This is a genomic window from Ralstonia mannitolilytica, from assembly GCF_905397375.1.
Taxonomy (GTDB): Bacteria; Pseudomonadota; Gammaproteobacteria; order Burkholderiales; family Burkholderiaceae; genus Ralstonia; species Ralstonia mannitolilytica.
This window is the reverse complement of record NZ_CAJPVG010000003.1, coordinates 346,426-362,976: the sequence shown is the minus strand read 5'-3', so window position 1 is coordinate 362,976 and position 16,551 is coordinate 346,426. Positions and strand designations below refer to the sequence as shown.

The 16,551-nt window shown below is 66.2% G+C and carries 19 protein-coding genes; 16 read left to right on the top strand and 3 right to left on the bottom strand.

Annotated features, from left to right (window positions below):
- The 16 genes from ssuC to aceA all read left to right on the top strand — a co-directional run bounded on the left by ssuC (position 1) and on the right by aceA (position 14,702).
- On the top strand, positions 1-807 hold the full coding sequence (gene ssuC / locus KHN96_RS09785) for an aliphatic sulfonate ABC transporter permease SsuC (RefSeq protein ID WP_045786695.1): 807 nt from the start codon (positions 1-3) through the stop codon (positions 805-807).
- Positions 808-824: 17 nt separating this feature from the next.
- Positions 825-1,664, top strand: a complete 840-nt coding sequence (locus KHN96_RS09780; RefSeq protein WP_062739122.1) for an ATP-binding cassette domain-containing protein — start codon at positions 825-827, stop codon at positions 1,662-1,664.
- 83 nt (positions 1,665-1,747) lie between these two features.
- A complete protein-coding gene (locus KHN96_RS09775) occupies positions 1,748-1,963 on the top strand; it encodes a TOBE domain-containing protein (RefSeq protein WP_045786697.1) in 216 nt (71 codons plus the stop codon).
- Positions 1,964-2,015: 52 nt separating this feature from the next.
- Positions 2,016-2,900: an EAL domain-containing protein gene (locus tag KHN96_RS09770; protein ID WP_062739123.1), complete on the top strand. Its 885-nt coding sequence runs from the start codon at positions 2,016-2,018 to the stop codon at positions 2,898-2,900.
- 10 nt (positions 2,901-2,910) lie between these two features.
- Positions 2,911-3,585 carry an RBBP9/YdeN family alpha/beta hydrolase gene (locus KHN96_RS09765; RefSeq protein ID WP_115043942.1) on the top strand — a complete coding sequence of 225 codons (675 nt, stop codon included), beginning with the start codon at positions 2,911-2,913 and terminating at the stop codon, positions 3,583-3,585.
- A gap of 110 nt (positions 3,586-3,695) precedes the next feature.
- The gene (gene cysT / locus KHN96_RS09760) at positions 3,696-4,610 is read left to right on the top strand and encodes a sulfate ABC transporter permease subunit CysT (protein ID WP_062739125.1); all 915 of its coding nucleotides are present in this window, start codon (positions 3,696-3,698) and stop codon (positions 4,608-4,610) included.
- A gap of 1 nt (position 4,611) precedes the next feature.
- Entirely contained in the window at positions 4,612-5,592 is a 981-nt protein-coding gene (cysW, locus tag KHN96_RS09755) for a sulfate ABC transporter permease subunit CysW (RefSeq protein ID WP_062739126.1), read from the top strand.
- Positions 5,589-6,698 (top strand): sulfate/molybdate ABC transporter ATP-binding protein, encoded by a 1,110-nt coding sequence (locus KHN96_RS09750; RefSeq protein WP_062739127.1) that lies wholly within the window; start codon positions 5,589-5,591, stop codon positions 6,696-6,698. The genes cysW and KHN96_RS09750 overlap by 4 nt, the downstream gene beginning before the upstream one ends.
- Positions 6,699-6,739: 41 nt before the next feature.
- A complete protein-coding gene (locus KHN96_RS09745) occupies positions 6,740-7,702 on the top strand; it encodes a CysB family HTH-type transcriptional regulator (RefSeq protein WP_062739128.1) in 963 nt (320 codons plus the stop codon).
- Positions 7,703-7,834: 132 nt separating this feature from the next.
- The gene (locus KHN96_RS09740) at positions 7,835-8,134 is read left to right on the top strand and encodes a 2TM domain-containing protein (RefSeq protein WP_045786703.1); all 300 of its coding nucleotides are present in this window, start codon (positions 7,835-7,837) and stop codon (positions 8,132-8,134) included.
- Positions 8,134-9,399 carry a sensor histidine kinase gene (locus KHN96_RS09735; protein ID WP_045786704.1) on the top strand — a complete coding sequence of 422 codons (1,266 nt, stop codon included), beginning with the start codon at positions 8,134-8,136 and terminating at the stop codon, positions 9,397-9,399. Before KHN96_RS09740 ends, KHN96_RS09735 begins: the two co-directional genes overlap by 1 nt.
- Before the next feature lie 3 nt (positions 9,400-9,402).
- Complete coding sequence (locus tag KHN96_RS09730; protein WP_045786705.1) at positions 9,403-10,227, top strand: LytR/AlgR family response regulator transcription factor; 825 nt, start codon at positions 9,403-9,405, stop codon at positions 10,225-10,227.
- 77 nt (positions 10,228-10,304) lie between these two features.
- Positions 10,305-12,029, top strand: coding sequence for a thiamine pyrophosphate-binding protein (locus KHN96_RS09725; protein WP_062739129.1), 1,725 nt, complete (start codon positions 10,305-10,307; stop codon positions 12,027-12,029).
- Positions 12,030-12,066: 37 nt separating this feature from the next.
- Positions 12,067-12,564 (top strand): ribonuclease E activity regulator RraA, encoded by a 498-nt coding sequence (gene rraA, locus KHN96_RS09720; RefSeq protein WP_045786707.1) that lies wholly within the window; start codon positions 12,067-12,069, stop codon positions 12,562-12,564.
- Positions 12,561-13,004, top strand: coding sequence for a gamma-glutamylcyclotransferase family protein (locus KHN96_RS09715; protein ID WP_238587592.1), 444 nt, complete (start codon positions 12,561-12,563; stop codon positions 13,002-13,004). Before rraA ends, KHN96_RS09715 begins: the two co-directional genes overlap by 4 nt.
- Before the next feature lie 393 nt (positions 13,005-13,397).
- Entirely contained in the window at positions 13,398-14,702 is a 1,305-nt protein-coding gene (aceA, locus tag KHN96_RS09710) for an isocitrate lyase (protein WP_045787852.1), read from the top strand.
- Between the two features lie 96 nt (positions 14,703-14,798).
- Here aceA and KHN96_RS09705 read toward each other — a convergent pair whose 3' ends face one another.
- From KHN96_RS09705 to KHN96_RS09695, 3 genes are all read right to left on the bottom strand, one after another.
- Positions 14,799-14,954, bottom strand: coding sequence for a hypothetical protein (locus KHN96_RS09705; protein WP_181817398.1), 156 nt, complete (start codon positions 14,952-14,954; stop codon positions 14,799-14,801).
- Between the two features lie 130 nt (positions 14,955-15,084).
- The gene (locus KHN96_RS09700; protein WP_045786709.1) at positions 15,085-15,519 is read right to left on the bottom strand and encodes a universal stress protein; all 435 of its coding nucleotides are present in this window, start codon (positions 15,517-15,519) and stop codon (positions 15,085-15,087) included.
- An 83-nt stretch (positions 15,520-15,602) separates the two neighbouring features.
- The gene (locus KHN96_RS09695; protein WP_045786710.1) at positions 15,603-16,532 is read right to left on the bottom strand and encodes a LysR family transcriptional regulator; all 930 of its coding nucleotides are present in this window, start codon (positions 16,530-16,532) and stop codon (positions 15,603-15,605) included.
- Positions 16,533-16,551 lie beyond the last annotated feature (19 nt).

Genomic DNA, 16,551 nt, shown 5'->3' with positions numbered 1-16,551 from the left:
ATGGCTTCCGAATCGAAACGCACAGCCAGCACGTTCCTGCGCGCGGCACGCCAACGCATTGCCCCCTGGATCGTGCCGATCGTCTTGCTGGTGCTGTGGCAGGCGTCTGCGCAATGGGGCTGGCTGTCGAACCGCATCCTGCCGGCGCCGCTGGACGTGGCCAAGTCCGCCATCGCACTGGCGCGCTCGGGCGAGCTGTGGACGCACGTGGCGGTCAGCACGTGGCGTGCGCTGGTGGGCTTTGCGATCGGCGGCTCGCTCGGGCTGGTGCTGGGGCTGCTCACGGGCACCTTCCGCACGGCCGAGACGCTGCTCGATACGACGTTCCAGATGGTGCGCAACATCCCGGTGCTGGCGCTCATTCCGCTGGTCATCCTGTGGTTCGGCATCGATGAGTCGGCCAAGCTGTTCCTTGTGTCGCTGGGCGTGTTCTTCCCGATCTACCTGAACACGTACCACGGCATCCGCTCGGTCGATCCGGCGCTGGTGGAGATGGCGCGCAGCTACGGCCTGTCGCGTGCGCAGCTGTATCGCGAGGTGATTCTGCCCGGCGCGCTGCCTCAGATCCTGGTTGGCGTGCGCTTCTCGCTGGGGCTGATGTGGGTGACGCTGATCGTTGCCGAGACCGTCTCGGCCCAGGCCGGCATCGGCTACATGACGATGAACGCGCGCGAGTTCCTGCAGACCGATGTGGTGCTGCTCGGCATCCTGCTGTATGCGCTGCTGGGCAAGGTGGCGGATTGGCTGTCGCGAGGGCTGGAGCGCTACTGGCTGCGCTGGCACCCCGGTTATCAGGCGGCCGCCTGAGCGCAATGGAGAAACCCATGCAAAGCAACGCTACCGAGCACGCCGCGCTGGCCGGCACCGCACTGCACATCGAGCACGTCGTCAAGCGCTACGGCGACCGTGAAGTCCTGCACGGCATCGACCTGGAGATCACGCCGGGCGAGTTTGTCGTCATCGTCGGGCGCAGCGGTTGCGGCAAGAGCACGCTGTTGCGGCTGATCGCGGGGCTGGAGGGCATCGACGGCGGCCACCTGCGCCGCGACGGCGAGGCCGAAGACGGCCTGCATGACGATGCGCGCGTGATGTTCCAGGACGCACGCCTGCTGCCGTGGAAGCGGGTGCTCGACAACGTGGCGCTGGGCCTGCCAAAAACGCAGCGCGCGCAGGCCGCCGAGGTGCTCGCGCAAGTCGGGCTGGCCGAGCGGGCAGGGGAGTGGCCCGCGCGCCTGTCCGGCGGCCAGCGCCAGCGTGTGGCGCTGGCCCGTGCGCTGGTGCATCGCCCACGCCTGTTGCTGCTCGACGAGCCGCTCGGCGCGCTCGATGCACTGACCCGCATCGACATGCAGAACCTGATCGAAGGCCTCTGGCAGCGCCTCGGCTTTACCGCCGTGCTCGTCACGCACGACGTGGCCGAAGCAGTGGCGCTGGCCGACCGCGTGGTGCTGATCGAAGACGGCCGCATCGCGCTGGACGAGCGCATCGACCTGCCGCGCCCGCGCCATCGCGGTTCGCCCGCGTTTGCGCGACTCGAGGAGGCCATTCTCAACCGCGTGATGCAGCGCAAGGTCGATCCGAATGAAGTGACCGATGTGCGCGCGCGCACGGCGTGGGCATCACCCTTTGACGTCGCGGCCACGGCGGTGCGCTGGGCCGTGTAAGCCGGCGCAAGCCGTTCTCCCGAGAACATTCGTCGGCATCCGATTGAACAACACGCTGTTGTCATCTACTACGAAGGAACATCATGACCATTCAAGCGATTAACGTACGCAACCAGTTTCGCGGCCAGATCAAGGAGATCATCCGGGGCGACGTGCTCTCGGAGATCGACGTGGAGACGGCGGCCGGCATCGTGACCTCGGTCATCACCACGCGCTCGGTCGACAACCTCGGGCTGAAGATCGGCAGTGAAGTGGTTGCGCTGGTGAAGGCGACTGAAGTTTCGATCGCCAAGCTGTAAGCGCCATCCGCCCTTGGAGGAGGGGTGACTTTCCTTGGGAGCCCCCATCTCGATGAGTCTCATGCACACCACCGCACTCGCACAGTTTCTCGGCACGCTGCCGAACGCGCCAACGCCGGATCGCCAGTTGTGGCGCGACGCCAGCGGCCGCGTGCAGGGCCAGTTCTTCCACTGCGCGCTCACGAGCCTGTTTGAGCCCATCTGGCAGCTTGCCGCCGACGGCTCGCTCGCACCCGCCGGCCATGAAGCGCTGATGCGCACCTGGACGCGCGACGGCGATCGGGGCCTGAACCCGTGGAAGGTGTTCTCGCTGGCGTCGGACGACAGCACGCTGGTGGAACTCGACCGCCTGTGCCGGCTCGTGCATACGCTGAACTACTTTGCGCGCTCGGATGCGCGGCGGCTGGTGGTGAATATCCACGGCCGCTTGCTGGCCGCGGTGGCGGCCGACCACGGCAAGGCATTCCATCGTGCAGTGACGGCGCTGGGGTTGCGGCCCGAGCAGTTCGTCATCCAGGTGCCGTCCACCGCCAATGACGACCTGGGCCTGCTGCTGTTCGTGGTCGACAACTACCGGCGCAACGGCTTTGCCGTGGCCGTGCAGGCATCGGACCCGGCCGAGGCGGGCGCGTTGCTCGTACACGCGAGGCCCGCGTTCCTCAAGCTCGACGCGCGGCGTGACTGGAACGTCCGGCACCTGTTGTCGCTGGCCGAATCGGCGCACGAACTTGGCGTGACGCTGGCCCTGCGCCGCTGCGAACGTCCGGGCGACCTGCAGCTTGCCCGGGCAGCCGGCATCACGTACGTGCAGGGCACCATCCTGCCGGGCGCAGAACCTGAGCCCGAGGCCATCCCCACGCCGGCCGTCATCGCGCCGATGGCGCAGGCACCGCTGTTGCAACAGCAGCAGTGCGCCGGCTTTTCTCTGACGGACTGAGCCCCATTCCATGGCACGTAGCGCACCCGCAACCGCATCGAAGGCTTTGGACTGGCACTGGCCTGCCGACGCCGTCGTCCTGACCGTCCCTGGGCTGCATGGCAGCGGCCCGGGCCATTGGCAGACGCGCTGGGAGGCCCGCTTTCCGGACTGGCACCGTGTGGAACAGACGGACTGGTCGACGCCCGACCTGCCGCGCTGGTCTGCCCGCGTGGGCGAAACCGTGCGCACCGCCCTGGCTGGCCAAGCGCGCGCCCGCCGCGTGATCCTGGTGGCACACAGCTTTGGCTGCTTGGCGTCGCTGCATTGGGCAACCCGCGGAAAGGAGCCCAAGGACGCCGTGGCCGCTGTGTTGCTCGTCGCACCGGCCGATCCGGACAAGTTCGGCGTGCGCGACCTGCTGCCGCAGCGCGCGCTGCCGTTTCCCGCCGCGGTTATCGCCAGCCGCAACGACCCGTGGATGACGCAGGCCAGCGCCCTCGACTGGGCGGCCCGCTGGGGCGCCGAATTCATCGATGCGGGCGACGCCGGGCACATCAACGCCGATTCCAACCTCGGCGACTGGGACGCCGGTCTGACCCTGCTGGAGCGCCTCATTAGCCGCGCAAGTGCTGAAGGCACCACCCGAGATGGCGCCGACTGGCAAGCGCAATGGGATGTCTTGCCCAGCACCCCTTATATCTAAAACGATGATGCACATGCGCAAATATTCGTTTTCTTCATAAGGGCAGCTCGCCACAATCGGTGCATCTGCAATAGGTCGCAGGGTTTGCGGCCTTTTCCTTGGTTGCGCTGATGAGCCTGTCTTCTGCGTTTTCTCCTGCCCAGCGGCGAAAGCCCGCCAACGTCCTGCCTGGTTTCGGGCTGGCACTGGGTTTTTCGCTGCTGTATCTCGCGCTGGTCGTCCTGATCCCGCTGTCGGCCACCGTCCTCAAGACGTTCACCATGACGTGGGACGCGTTCTGGACCACCGTCACCGCGCCCCGCGTGGTGGCGTCGTACAAGCTGACGTTCGGCGCGTCGCTGATTGCGGCGGCAATCAACCTCGTGTTCGGGCTGATCGTGGCGTGGGTGCTGGTGCGCTATCGCTTTCCGGGCAAGCGGTTGATCGATGCGCTGGTCGACCTGCCGTTTGCGCTGCCGACTGCGGTGGCCGGCATTGCGCTCACCGCGTTGTACGCGCCGAATGGCTGGATCGGCTCGCGGCTGGAACCGCTGGGGCTGAAGGTCGCGTTCACGCCGCTGGGCATCGTGGTGGCGCTCACGTTCATCGGCCTGCCGTTTGTCGTGCGCACGGTGCAGCCGGTGCTCGAAGATCTGGAGTCCGAACTGGAGGAGGCGGCGGCCAGCCTGGGCGCCACGCGCTGGCAGACCTTCACTCGCGTGATCCTGCCGACCTTGCTGCCCGCATTGCTGACCGGTTTCGCGTTGGCCTTTGCGCGTGCGACCGGCGAATACGGCTCGGTCATCTTCATCGCCGGCAACATGCCGATGGTTTCCGAGATCACGCCGCTGATGATCTATTCCAAGCTGGAGCAATTCGATTACGCGGGGGCCACGGCCATTGCCGTCGTCATGCTCGGTATCTCGTTCACGCTGCTGCTGGTCATCAATCTGCTGCAAGCGTGGACGCGCCGCCGCGGCAATCGCAATGACGCCATCGAGCGTGCCCCCGAACCCCCGACCGCCAACGCGGCAGCTGGAGCCTGACATGGCCGGTACTGTTTCCCGTCAACTTGGTCAGGCGCCCGCTGGTGGCCGCCGAGGGGCCACCGCAGAATCCGCCTGGGTGCGTGCAACGCTGATCCTCGTTTCGTTCGTGTTCCTGGCGTTGTTCCTGTTCGTGCCGCTGGCGAGCGTGTTTGTCGAAGCGTTCAAGAAGGGCGTCGACGTGTATGTCGAGGCGCTGATCGAGCCCGATGCGCTTTCGGCGATCTATCTGACGCTGACCACAGCAGCGATTGCCGTGCCGCTGAACGTGGTGTTTGGCGTGGCGGCGGCATGGGCGATTGCCAAGTTCGAGTTTCGCGGCAAGAACCTGCTGCTGACGTTGATTGACCTGCCTTTTTCGGTGTCGCCCGTCATTGCCGGCCTGATCTACGTGCTGCTGTTCGGCGCGCAGGGCTGGTTCGGGCCGTATCTCTCCGATCACGATTTCAAGATCATTTTTGCGGTGCCGGGCATTGTGCTGGCGACGGTGTTCGTCACGTTTCCGTTCGTGGCGCGCGAGCTGATTCCGCTCATGCAGGCGCAGGGCAGTGAAGAGGAAGAGGCCGCCATCGTGCTCGGCGCCTCGGGCTGGCAGACGTTCTTTCGCGTGACGCTGCCGAACATCAAGTGGGGCCTGTTGTATGGCGTCATCCTCTGCAACGCGCGGGCGATGGGCGAGTTTGGCGCGGTATCGGTGGTGTCGGGCCACATTCGTGGGCTGACCAACACGATGCCGCTGCACGTGGAAATTCTCTACAACGAATACAACTTTGCGGCCGCGTTTGCCGTGGCGTCGCTGCTGACATTGCTGGCGCTTGTCACGCTGGCGCTGAAGACGCTGGTCGAATGGCGCAGCCGTCGCGAGCTGGCTGATGCTGATGCCGGCGTGGGCGAAGGTCCGGGGCAGCGCGTGGCGCAACAGACATCCAATTCGAATTCGCACATTTCCGTGCAATCTCCGCTGGAAGGGAGCGCAGCATGAGCATCCAGGTTCAACACATCACCAAGCGCTTTGGCAACTTCGTTGCCCTCAACGATGTTTCGCTCGACTTCAAGCAGGGCGAACTGACTGCGCTGCTGGGCCCGTCGGGCTGCGGCAAGACCACGCTGCTGCGCATCATCGCGGGGTTGGAGCATGCCGATTCGGGCACGATTCACCTCAACGGCGAAGACGCATCGGACCAGCATGTGCGCGAGCGCCAGGTCGGCTTCGTGTTCCAGCATTACGCGCTGTTCAAGCACATGACGGTGTTCGAGAACGTGGCGTTCGGCCTGCGCGTGAAACCGCGCGCGCAGCGGCCAAGCGAAGCGCAGATCCGCGCCAAGGTGAAAGAGCTGCTGGAACTCGTGCAGCTGGATTGGCTGGCCGATCGTTACCCGCCGCAGCTGTCTGGCGGGCAGCGTCAGCGGATTGCCCTGGCGCGCGCGCTGGCGGTGGAGCCGCGCGTGCTGCTGCTCGACGAGCCCTTCGGCGCGCTCGATGCCAAGGTGCGCAAGGAGCTGCGCCGCTGGCTGCGTCGCCTGCACGACGATCTGCATGTCACGAGCCTGTTCGTTACGCACGACCAGGAAGAGGCGCTGGAAGTGGCCGACAACGTGGTGCTGATGAACCGCGGCCAGGTGGAGCAGGTCGGCAGCCCCGATGCGGTCTACAACACGCCGGCCACGCCGTTCGTCTACGGCTTCCTCGGCAACGTGAACCTGTTCCACGGCCGCCTGGAAGAGGGCGAGGGCGGCAGCGTGCTGCACGTGGGCGATTCGGCCATCGCCGTGCCGTCGGGCGGTGTGGATTCGTCCCGCGCCGATCAGGCGGTGGCCTTCGTGCGCCCGCATGAAATCGACCTCGAGCGCTATGCGCCGGGCGCCGAGGGCATTCCCGTGAGGCTGCGCCGCGCGCTCACGCTGGGCGCCATCGCGCAGCTTGAGCTGGAGCGCGAAGACACCGACGACATCATCGAAGTCTCCCTGCCCATCGAGCGCTTCCGCGCCGAGGGCTTCCGTGAAGGCGAAACGCTGGTGGTGCGCCCGCGCGCGATCCGGGTGTTCGCGCAAGGCAATGCACGGCCCGTTGCGCAAGCCGCCGTGTAACACGACGCTCCGACGACAACCAATACGAGAGGACACGAGCCATGAACTTCCAGCAACTGCGTTCCATCCGCGAGGCGGTGCGCCGCCAGTTCAACCTGACCGAAGTCGCCAACGCGCTGTACACGTCGCAGCCTGGCGTGTCGCGGCAGATTCGCGAGCTGGAGGATGAGCTTGGCGTGGAGATTTTCGAGCGCTACGGCAAGCGCCTGACGGGCCTGACCGAACCGGGCCGCGAGATCGTCCGCATTGTCGAACGGCTGCTGCTCGAAGCCGAAAACCTGCGCCAGGCCGGCGAGGAATTCTCCGGCCGACAATCCGGCCGCCTGACCGTGGCGACCACGCACACCCAGGCGCGCTATGCGCTGCCGAAGGTCGTGCAGTCGTTCCGTAAGGAATACCCGCACGTCACGCTGGCGCTGCAGGAGGCGTCGCCCTCGCACATCGTCGAGCTGCTGCTGACGGGGCAGGCCGATATCGGTATCGCCACCGAGGCCGTGGCCAACGAGCCGGGGCTGACGTCGTTCGAGGCGTACCGCTGGCGTCACGTGCTGGTGGTCAGCCCGGACCATCCGCTGACGAAGAACCCGCTCCCGACGTTGGAAGACGTGGCGCAGTATCCGCTCATCACGTACGACGCGGGCTTCACGGGCCGGCGCAACATCGACGCGGCATTTGCCGGCGCCGGCCTGCACCCCGAGATCGTGCTGACCGCCATGGACGCCGACGTGATCAAGACGTACGTGGCGCTGGATGTGGGCGTGGGCATCATCGCGTCGATGGCGTATGACGGGCGCAAGGACGACAACCTCGTCTGCATCGGGGCGGATCACCTGTTCGAGCCGAACACCACGCGTGTGGCGGTGCGCCGTGGCGCGTACCTGCGTGGCTACGCACATGACTTCATCGGGATGTTCGCGCCGCATCTGTCGCGCGAAACGGTGGCCGAAGCGGTGGCGTCTTCCGTGGTGACGCAGTCGGCGCGCGTGGAGGCGTTGGCCGCCTAGCCCCGCACGGCCGATCCGGCGCGGGATGGCGACCGTTCAGCCCCGCGATTGCGCGGTTCGTCGCACCGACGTGGTGCCTGCCCGGGCGCCATTCCTATACTGCGGACATCCTCGGTTGCCCCGGAGACCACCATGTCCGCCATCTCTTACCCGCAGCCCGCCGAATCCGATCAAGCCCTGTTGCGACGCGCCCGCCACCGCGCCGGCGCACGCATGGGGTTCCGCATCCACCTCCTGTCGTTTCTGGCCGTGAATGCCGTGCTGGCAGCGATGGCGCTGTCGCGCGGGCAATTCTGGTTTGTCTGGCCGCTGCTCGGCTGGGGGATGGGCCTGGCCGCGCATGGCCTGAGCCTGGCGTGGAGCATGGGCAACGGCTATCAGCGCCTGGTTGACCAGGAACTCGCCCGCTTGCGCGCGCAGGCGGGCCGCTGATGCGGGAAATCCCAAGCTTCAACGCCGAAGTTGCCTCCGGTAAGATCGCCGGCATGTTCGCCAATGTGTCGTTCCCTTCTCTTGCGGAGTGCCTGCGCCTCGTGCGGCGCTGGGTCATCCGCTATGCCGTCATCATCGTCATCAATACGCTGATCGCGGCCGTGCTGGCGTTCGGCATCCGGCCCGAGGAGTCGTTCTGGAAAAGCTTCGTGTTCAGCCAGGCGATCGGGCTGTCGATGTTCTCGCTGATCGGCATTCCGCGCCACGTGTTCTGGGGCGACGGCCCGCCCAACAAGAAGCTGTTTCCGTGGATCGTGGTGGGCGCCGTGGTGATCGGCGTGCCGCTGGGGCAGTGGATCGCGCGCACGATTCTGTGCCTGAACGGAAGCACCGCCGAGCCGTGGCGCGCCGACAGCCTGCGCATGAGCTTCATCATCGCGATGCTGGCGGCGCTGGGCGCAACGTATTACTACTGGTCGCGCGGCAAGCTCGCGGCCCTCGAGCGCCGGGCTGCGCTCGATGCGCTCGACCGCGAAGAGGCCGAGAAGCAGGTCGTGCGCGCGCAGCTGATGGCGCTGCAGGCCCAGATCGAGCCGCACTTCCTGTTCAACGTGCTGGCCCACGTGGATGCGCTCATTGCGAAAGACCCCGGCGGCGCGCGGCGTCTGCTGCAGCATCTGATCGGCTTCCTGCGGGCGTCGCTCTCGCATGCGCGCGCCGAGCAATGCACGCTGGCGCAGGAGTTTGCGCTGCTGCGTGCGTATCTCGATATCCAGGCGCTGCGCTTCGGCAATCGGCTGCGTTTCTCATTGGCGCTGGACGATGCCATCGCCAACATCGTCATTCCGCCCATGCTGATCCAGCCGCTCGTCGAGAACGCCGTCGTGCATGGCATCGAACCCGCGCGTGAAGGCGGCGAGATCGCGCTGTCGGCCCGCCGCGTGACCCGCGAAGAAGGCGAGCGCCTCGTGCTGGAGGTGCGCGATACCGGCGTCGGTTTCGGCAACGACGGCAGCAAGGGCTCGGGCCTGGGGCTCACCCACGTGCGCGAGCGCCTGTCGCGGCTGTTCGACGGCGATGCGCGCCTGACGATTACGGAGACCGTGCCGCACGGCGTGACGATCATCGTCGAGCTGCCGCTCGCGCGTGAAAGCGCCGACACGCCGGTGCACGCCGATGCGCCCGAATGGCGCTGCCGCTTTTCACAACCCTCGCGTTCGCCTGCCAACTCCGCGCTGTCTTCGCGCGCGTCTGCCGGAACCTGATCGATGCCCGCCTCCCCGCGTTTGCTCATTGCCGACGATGAACCCGCATTGGCCGATAGCCTGCTCGCGGAACTGACAGCCCTCTGGCCTGAAGCCACGTTGCTGCCCGCCGTGTACGACGGGCAGTCGGTGCTCGACGTGATCGACGATACGGCCGCGGGGCAGGGGCCGGACGTCGTCTTTCTGGATATCCGCATGCCGGGCCTGTCCGGCATTGACGTGGCGCGGGAGCTGTCGAAACGTGAGGTCCGTCCGCTCGTGGTGTTCGTCACGGCCTACGACCAGTTCGCGCTCGATGCGTTTGAGCAGGCGGCGGTCGACTACGTGCTCAAGCCCGTGCAGACAGAGCGCCTGGCCGAGACCGTCAAGCGCCTGAAGGCGCGCCTGGGCACACGCGCAGACAGTACGACGGCGGCCGACCCCGCGCAGACGCTCGCAGAACTCGTCGAGCGGCTGGCTGGGCTGCAGAGCGCCGCGCAGACGCGCGTTGCGCCGCAGGGGGGGTATCTGCGCTTCATCAAGGCGCTGGTCGGGCAGGAGGTGCGTTTCATCCCCGTGGAGGAGGTGCTGTACCTGGAAGCCACCGACAAGTACGTCAACGTCGTGGCCAGCAGCGGCGAATCGCTCATCCGCATGAGCCTGCGCGAATTGCTGACGCAGCTGGACCCGGAGCACTTCTGGCAGGTGCATCGCGGTACCGTGGTCAACGTGGCGCATGTGGCCAGCGCCGTGCACCTGTCGCTCGGCCGCCTCGGCCTGAAGATGCGCGGGCGCACCGAGACGCTGCCCGTGGCGCGCCAGTACGCGCACCTGTTCCGGCAGATGTAGCGAACGCGTGCGCGTGCGGGGTGCGTTCCGCTATGATCCGTTGTGTCGTCAACGAATCGAGAGCGAGACCACCCGCCATGCAGACCGCAGCACGCGCCGCGAGCCCCCTCATCGAACCGCGTCACGGCGGCCTGATCCTTGTCGATGCGCTGGTTGCGCATGGCGTCGACATCGCCTTTGGCGTGCCGGGCGAAAGCTACCTGCCGGTGCTCGAAGGGTTCTACCAGCGGCGCGACCGCGCACGCTTCATCGTCTGCCGGCAGGAAGGCGGCGCGGCCAACATGGCCGATGCGTACGGCAAGCTCACGGGCCGGCCCGGCATTGTCTTCTGCACGCGGGGCCCGGGCGCAACCAACGCCAGCATCGGTGTGCACACCGCGTTCCAGGATTCCACGCCGATGATCCTCTTCATCGGCCAGGTCGGCCGCGATTTTGTCGACCGTGAAGCATTCCAGGAAATCGACTACCGCCGCATGTTCGGCCAGATGGCCAAATGGGTCGCGCAGATCGACAGCGTGGAGCGCATTCCCGAATACGTCGCACGTGCATTCCAGACGGCCACCGCGGGCCGGCCGGGCCCCGTGGTCCTGGCGCTGCCCGAAGACATGCTCACGCACGTTGCCGCTGTGGCGGACGTACCGCCGATGCCCCGCGCGATGGCGTGGCCCGGCCCGCGCGACCTGGCGCAGCTGAAGACGCTGCTGCAGAGCGCCGAGCGCCCGATGCTGCTGCTGGGCGGCTCGGGCTGGACGCCGGCCGCTGCCGCCCGGATCCAGGTGTTTGCCGAGCGCTGGAATCTGCCTGCCGCCTGCGTGTTCCGCCGGCAAGACCTGTTCGACAACCGCCACCCGAATTACGCCGGCGATGTCGGCATCGCCATCAACCCGAAGCTGGCCGCGCGTGTGAAAGAGGCGGACGTGGTGCTCGCCATCGGACCGCGCCTGGGCGAGATGACCACGTCCGGCTATACGCTGTTCGATGTGCCGCGCCCGAAGCAGACGCTCATCCACGTGCATGCCGGCGCCGAAGAACTGGGGCGCGTCTATCAGGCGGAGCTGATGATCCATGCCTCAATGCCGGCGATGGCCGAGGCATTGGACGGCGTCTCGCCCGATGCCGCGCCCCGCTGGTCCGCGTGGACGCAAGCCGCGCACGCCGACTACCTCGCCAACATCACGCCGCCGCCGTTCAGCGGCCACGGCATCGACATGGCCCGCGCCATGCAGTGGCTGCGTGAGCGCCTGCCGCACAACAGCATCCTGACGAACGGCGCGGGCAATTACGCGACGTGGCTGCATCGTTTCTATCAATACGGTACGTTGGCCGCCGGTTCGCGCACGCAACTCGCGCCGACCAGCGGTGCGATGGGCTACGGCGCCCCGGCTGCGGTGGCGGCCAAGATCGTCTGCCCCGATACGCCCGTCATCTGCATGGCCGGTGACGGCTGCTTCCTGATGAACGGCCAGGAGCTGGCGACTGCCATGCAGTACAACGCGCCGGTGATCTTCATCGTGGTCAACAACGGCATGTACGGCACCATCCGCATGCACCAGGAGCGCGAATACCCCGAGCACGTGAGCGGCACCGAGTTGCGCAACCCGGACTTTGCCGCGCTGGCCCGAGCGTATGGCGCCGCAGGCCATACCGTGCGCACGCTCGAAGCGTTCCAGTCGGCCGTGGAGGCCGCGCTGGCCTCGCCGGTTGCCACGCTCATCGAGGTACAGACCGACCCGAACATCATCAGCCCGCGTGCGACCATCGATTCGCTGCGCGCCCAGTCACCAAGCCGCGCCCGCCCCTGAACCCGCATTCGCCAACGCCTTTCACATCCCATTTGCCATGACGATGATCCCAGTGACCGACCTGTGCGACCTGCACGAAGACAAGCTCATCTACGGAAGCCTGCGCGTGCTCACGCCGGTGTTCCGCAGCTTTGGCAAGCGCGCCGCGTTTGCGGGCCCTGCTTCCACGCTCAAGGTGTTTGAAGACAACGGCCTGGTGCGTGCCGCGCTTGAAGAGCAGGGGGCCGGCCGCGTGCTGGTGATCGACGGCGGCGGCTCGCTGCGCTGCGCGCTGGTGGGTGGCAACCTCGGCAAGCTGGCCGAGGAGAACGGCTGGGAAGGCATTCTCGTCAACGGCTGCGTGCGCGATACCCGCGAGCTGGCGGAGTGCAACGTCGGCATCCACGCCCTGGCCGTGCACCCGCGCAAGAGTATCAAGAAGAACGCTGGCCAGCGCGAGGTGGGCGTGCAGATGCCCGGCGCGTACATCCAGTCGGGCGAGTGGATCTATGCCGATGAAGACGGCGTGCTGGTTTCGCAGGACAAACTCGCATGAGCCAGCCAATGAACCTTCCGGTGTCCAACCCCGGCCTCATCCATGTCTTCGTCTACGGCACGTTGCGCGCCGGCGAGGCCAACGACCTGCGCGTGGCCGCCGCCGCACGCGGCATCCCCGAGCCTGAACTGCTGGGGTCCGCCAGCTTGCACGGCCGTCTGTACGATTTCGGCGCGTACCCCGGCCTGGTGCTCGACCCGACCGGCACCGCCGTGCGCGGCGATATCTATCGCATCGATGCCGCGCTCGTCCCCGTGCTGGACGAGATCGAAGAGGTCTACCCCGGCGGCGATGCGCTGTTTGTGCGCGAGAACCATGCGGTCGTGCTTGGAGGCAGCACCGTCGACTGCATCGTGTATCCGGTGAGCGCGCAGCATGTCGCTGGGCGGCCCGTCATTACAGGCGGGGATTGGGTGGCGCATCGGCTGGCCCGTGAGTGATCCCCCTCCTTGTGCCCAGGAAACGCCGCTGTTGCGGCGTTTTTTTGGGGGCGGCGATGCGTCGGGCGGAAGTCGAGGTGTTTCATAATGCGGAAAGTCGTTTTGGTCCGCAAAAATTGCGCGCCGCACAGCACCATCGCTGTCTTTCATGATAGGAAAAATCTTTCCGCATCCCGAAATATGGCGCATAACTATATGAAAAATAAGGAATAAAAACTTTTACGCAAGACAAAGTTCTACTTGTTGCGCTGCACCGGGCTTCCCTACACTCTTATATAAGACATATGACTTGAGCCACCCAGCGGCACCCCAAAAAGGCGCCGGCGGCTCTAGGCGACGAGTGAGAGTTACCCCAGTTTTTATTTGATGGATGCGATCAAAAAGGAGAGTGTGATGTCGCGCGAACTCGAAGTGCAAAAGCTGCAGAAGGAATGGGAAACCAACCCGCGTTGGAAGGGCATCAAGCGCGGCTACACCGCGGAAGACGTGGTGCGCCTGCGCGGCTCGCTGCAGATCGAGCACACGCTGGCCAAGCGTGGTGCGGAGAAGCTGTGGACGCTCATCAACAACGAGCCGTTCGTGAACGCCCTGGGCGCGCTGACGGGCAACCAGGCCATGCAGCAGGTCAAGGCGGGCCTGAAAGCGATCTACCTGTCGGGCTGGCAGGTGGCCGGTGATGCCAACAGCAACGGCGAGATGTATCCGGACCAGTCGCTGTACTCGGTGGATTCGGTGCCCAAGGTCGTGAAGAAGATCAACAACACGTTCCAGCGCGCCGATCAGATCCAGTGGTCGGAAGGCAAGGACGACATCGACTTCTTCGCGCCGATCGTGGCGGATGCGGAAGCCGGTTTCGGCGGCGTGCTGAACGCGTTCGAACTGATGAAGGCCATGATCGAAGCGGGCGCCGCTGGCGTGCACTTCGAAGACCAGCTGGCCGCTGTGAAGAAGTGCGGCCACATGGGCGGCAAGGTGCTGGTGCCCACGCGTGAAGCCGTGAGCAAGCTGGTGGCCGCACGCCTGGCCGCCGATGTGATGGGCGTGCCGACCGTGCTGATCGCCCGTACCGACGCGGAAGCCGCTGACCTGCTGACCACCGACGTGGACGACAACGACAAGCCGTTCTGCACCGGCGAGCGCACCGTCGAAGGCTTCTACCGCACGAAGCCGGGCCTGGAGCAGGCCATCTCGCGCGGCCTGGCCTATGCCGAATACGCCGACCTGGTGTGGTGCGAAACCGGCAAGCCGGATCTCGAGTACGCCAAGAAGTTTGCCGAGGCCATCCACGCCAGGTTCCCCGGCAAGATGCTGGCCTACAACTGCTCGCCGTCGTTCAACTGGAAGAAGAACCTGGACGACGCCACGATCGCCAAGTTCCAGAAGGAACTCGGTGCGATGGGCTACAAGTTCCAGTTCATCACGCTGGCCGGCTTCCACGCGCTGAACTACTCGATGTTCAACCTGGCCTACGGCTACGCCCGCAACCAGATGAGCGCCTTCGTCGAGCTGCAGGAGGCCGAGTTCAAGGCCGCCGAGCGTGGCTTCACCGCGGTGAAGCACCAGCGCGAAGTCGGCACGGGCTACTTCGATGCCGTGACGCAGACCATCGAGCGCGAAGCGTCGACCACGGCGCTCAAGGGTTCGACCGAAGACGAGCAATTCTTCGAAGAAAAGGCGGAAGCCAAAAAGGTCGCTTGAGGTTGCCGACGCATCCGGCATCCAGGTCACCTGGGCCGGTGTGCTGACCACACGCCGGCCGCTCGGACCGCGCCCCAGTGAGTGGCGCGGTTTTTTTTATGTGCGCTTGAAAATCGATTCGAGGTCGAGTGCCGACGTGGGCGTCGCATGCAGGTCCAGCGACTGCTCGATGTGCTGGAAATGCTCGCGCATCAGGTCGTGTGCGCGCTCGACGTTGCGGGTCGCGGGCTTCTGTGAGCGTGTCGTGCTCATGTTCGGGGCATGCGGGCGGGCCGGGGCGGTCGTAGAGCGTGATGATCAGGCACGTGCGTGAGACCGCCTCGCGCGTGGAGAAAAAAAGCCGTCCCCAAGGACGGCTGTGCGGCATGGGCCCGAGCGGCTCTCAGCGGTACACGATTACCGGGATTTCGGTATGGGTCAGCACCTTCTGCGTCTCGCTGCCGAGCAGCAGGCCGGCCAGCCCGCGCCGCCCGTGCGAGGCCATGAAGATGACGTCGCAGCCATGGCGTTCGGCCGCGTCGATGATGCCCATGTAGGGCACCGGGAAGCAGCTCATGTCGGTGTCGCACTCGATGCCGGCGCTGCGGGCGGCGTCCTCGACGTCCTTGAGGACCACGCGCGCCTGCGCTTCGACCCGCTCCTTGAACGCCTGCGGCGTCTCCACGACGATCTCGGAGAAGGGCGTGTACGGATACTCCTCGAGACACGTGTATGCCGTCAGGCGCGCGCCCAGGGTCTTGGCAAAGTCGAGCGCGCCCGCCACCGCCTTGCGCGACAGCTCAGAACCATCGGTCGGGATGAGGATGTGCTGGAACATGCGGCCTCCGGAGTGAGGGTGCGAAAGAGGGTCTTGTCTTGATTGTAGGCCGCACGAGCGGTTCCACCCACTCAGGGTGATCGCTAATCCATGCCGATCAGCGCGTCGGCGCGGCGCCAGTAGGCCGGGTTGCCGTACGTGTTCTTGAGGAAATCGATGAAGAGCCGCACCCGCAACGGCAGGTGCTTGCGCTGCGGAAACACCGCGTGGATGCCGATCGGCGGCGCCTCGAAGGCGTCGAGCACCGTCACCAGCTTGCCCGTGGCGATGTCGTGCCCGACCTCCCACCACGAGCGCCAGGCCAGCCCGTGGCCCTGCAGGCACCACTCGCGCAGCACCGCGCCGTCGGTGCATTCCATGGTGCCCGAGACTTTCACGGTGATGGCCTTGCCGCCTTGCTGGAACACCCAGCCGCGCTGCACGTTGGCGCTGGCCCCGAAGGCCAGGCAGTTGTGGGCGGAAAGCTGCTCGACCTGCGTCGGTACACCGCGGCGCTCGAGGTAGCTCGGCGCGGCCACCACCACGCGGCGGTTTTCCCACAGGCGGATCGAAACGAGGCTGGAGTCCGGCAGGTCCCCGAGGCGGATGGCGCAATCGAAGCCCTCGTTGACGAGATCCACCACGCGGTCGCCCAGGTCCAGCGTCATCGACACGTCCGGATGCGACGCAATGAAGTCGGGCACCATCGGCGCGACATGGCGGCGGCCGAAGCCCGCCGGAGCCGTCACGCGCAGATGGCCGCTCGCCTTCACGCCGCCCGCCGACACGCTGGCCTCGGCGTTGTGCAGGTCATTGAGGATGCGCTGGCAGTCTTCCAGGAACGCCGAGCCCTCGAAAGTGAGGGTGATGCGCCGCGTCGTGCGTACGAGGAGCTTCACGCCCAGGCGCTCTTCGAGCGCGTCGATGCGGCGCCCGATGATGGCGGGCGCGACGCCCTCGGCGGCGGCCGCGGCAGACAGGCTGCCGCGCGTGGCCACGGCGACAAACGTTTCGAGCTGCTTGAAATGATCCATGGCCGATGCTTATACCGCG

What these genes read in the sequence shown, in the direction of transcription:
- ssuC (WP_045786695.1), top strand. Translation starts at nt 1, where the DNA reads ATGGCTTCCGAATCGAAACGCACAGCCAGCACGTTCCTGCGCGCGGCA.
- KHN96_RS09780 (WP_062739122.1), top strand. Translation starts at nt 825, where the DNA reads ATGCAAAGCAACGCTACCGAGCACGCCGCGCTGGCCGGCACCGCACTG.
- KHN96_RS09775 (WP_045786697.1), top strand. Translation starts at nt 1,748, where the DNA reads ATGACCATTCAAGCGATTAACGTACGCAACCAGTTTCGCGGCCAGATC.
- KHN96_RS09770 (WP_062739123.1), top strand. Translation starts at nt 2,016, where the DNA reads ATGAGTCTCATGCACACCACCGCACTCGCACAGTTTCTCGGCACGCTG.
- KHN96_RS09765 (WP_115043942.1), top strand. Translation starts at nt 2,911, where the DNA reads ATGGCACGTAGCGCACCCGCAACCGCATCGAAGGCTTTGGACTGGCAC.
- cysT (WP_062739125.1), top strand. Translation starts at nt 3,696, where the DNA reads ATGAGCCTGTCTTCTGCGTTTTCTCCTGCCCAGCGGCGAAAGCCCGCC.
- cysW (WP_062739126.1), top strand. Translation starts at nt 4,612, where the DNA reads ATGGCCGGTACTGTTTCCCGTCAACTTGGTCAGGCGCCCGCTGGTGGC.
- KHN96_RS09750 (WP_062739127.1), top strand. Translation starts at nt 5,589, where the DNA reads ATGAGCATCCAGGTTCAACACATCACCAAGCGCTTTGGCAACTTCGTT.
- KHN96_RS09745 (WP_062739128.1), top strand. Translation starts at nt 6,740, where the DNA reads ATGAACTTCCAGCAACTGCGTTCCATCCGCGAGGCGGTGCGCCGCCAG.
- KHN96_RS09740 (WP_045786703.1), top strand. Translation starts at nt 7,835, where the DNA reads ATGTCCGCCATCTCTTACCCGCAGCCCGCCGAATCCGATCAAGCCCTG.
- KHN96_RS09735 (WP_045786704.1), top strand. Translation starts at nt 8,134, where the DNA reads ATGCGGGAAATCCCAAGCTTCAACGCCGAAGTTGCCTCCGGTAAGATC.
- KHN96_RS09730 (WP_045786705.1), top strand. Translation starts at nt 9,403, where the DNA reads ATGCCCGCCTCCCCGCGTTTGCTCATTGCCGACGATGAACCCGCATTG.
- KHN96_RS09725 (WP_062739129.1), top strand. Translation starts at nt 10,305, where the DNA reads ATGCAGACCGCAGCACGCGCCGCGAGCCCCCTCATCGAACCGCGTCAC.
- rraA (WP_045786707.1), top strand. Translation starts at nt 12,067, where the DNA reads ATGACGATGATCCCAGTGACCGACCTGTGCGACCTGCACGAAGACAAG.
- KHN96_RS09715 (WP_238587592.1), top strand. Translation starts at nt 12,561, where the DNA reads ATGAGCCAGCCAATGAACCTTCCGGTGTCCAACCCCGGCCTCATCCAT.
- aceA (WP_045787852.1), top strand. Translation starts at nt 13,398, where the DNA reads ATGTCGCGCGAACTCGAAGTGCAAAAGCTGCAGAAGGAATGGGAAACC.
- KHN96_RS09705 (WP_181817398.1), bottom strand. Translation starts at nt 14,954, where the DNA reads ATGAGCACGACACGCTCACAGAAGCCCGCGACCCGCAACGTCGAGCGC.
- KHN96_RS09700 (WP_045786709.1), bottom strand. Translation starts at nt 15,519, where the DNA reads ATGTTCCAGCACATCCTCATCCCGACCGATGGTTCTGAGCTGTCGCGC.
- KHN96_RS09695 (WP_045786710.1), bottom strand. Translation starts at nt 16,532, where the DNA reads ATGGATCATTTCAAGCAGCTCGAAACGTTTGTCGCCGTGGCCACGCGC.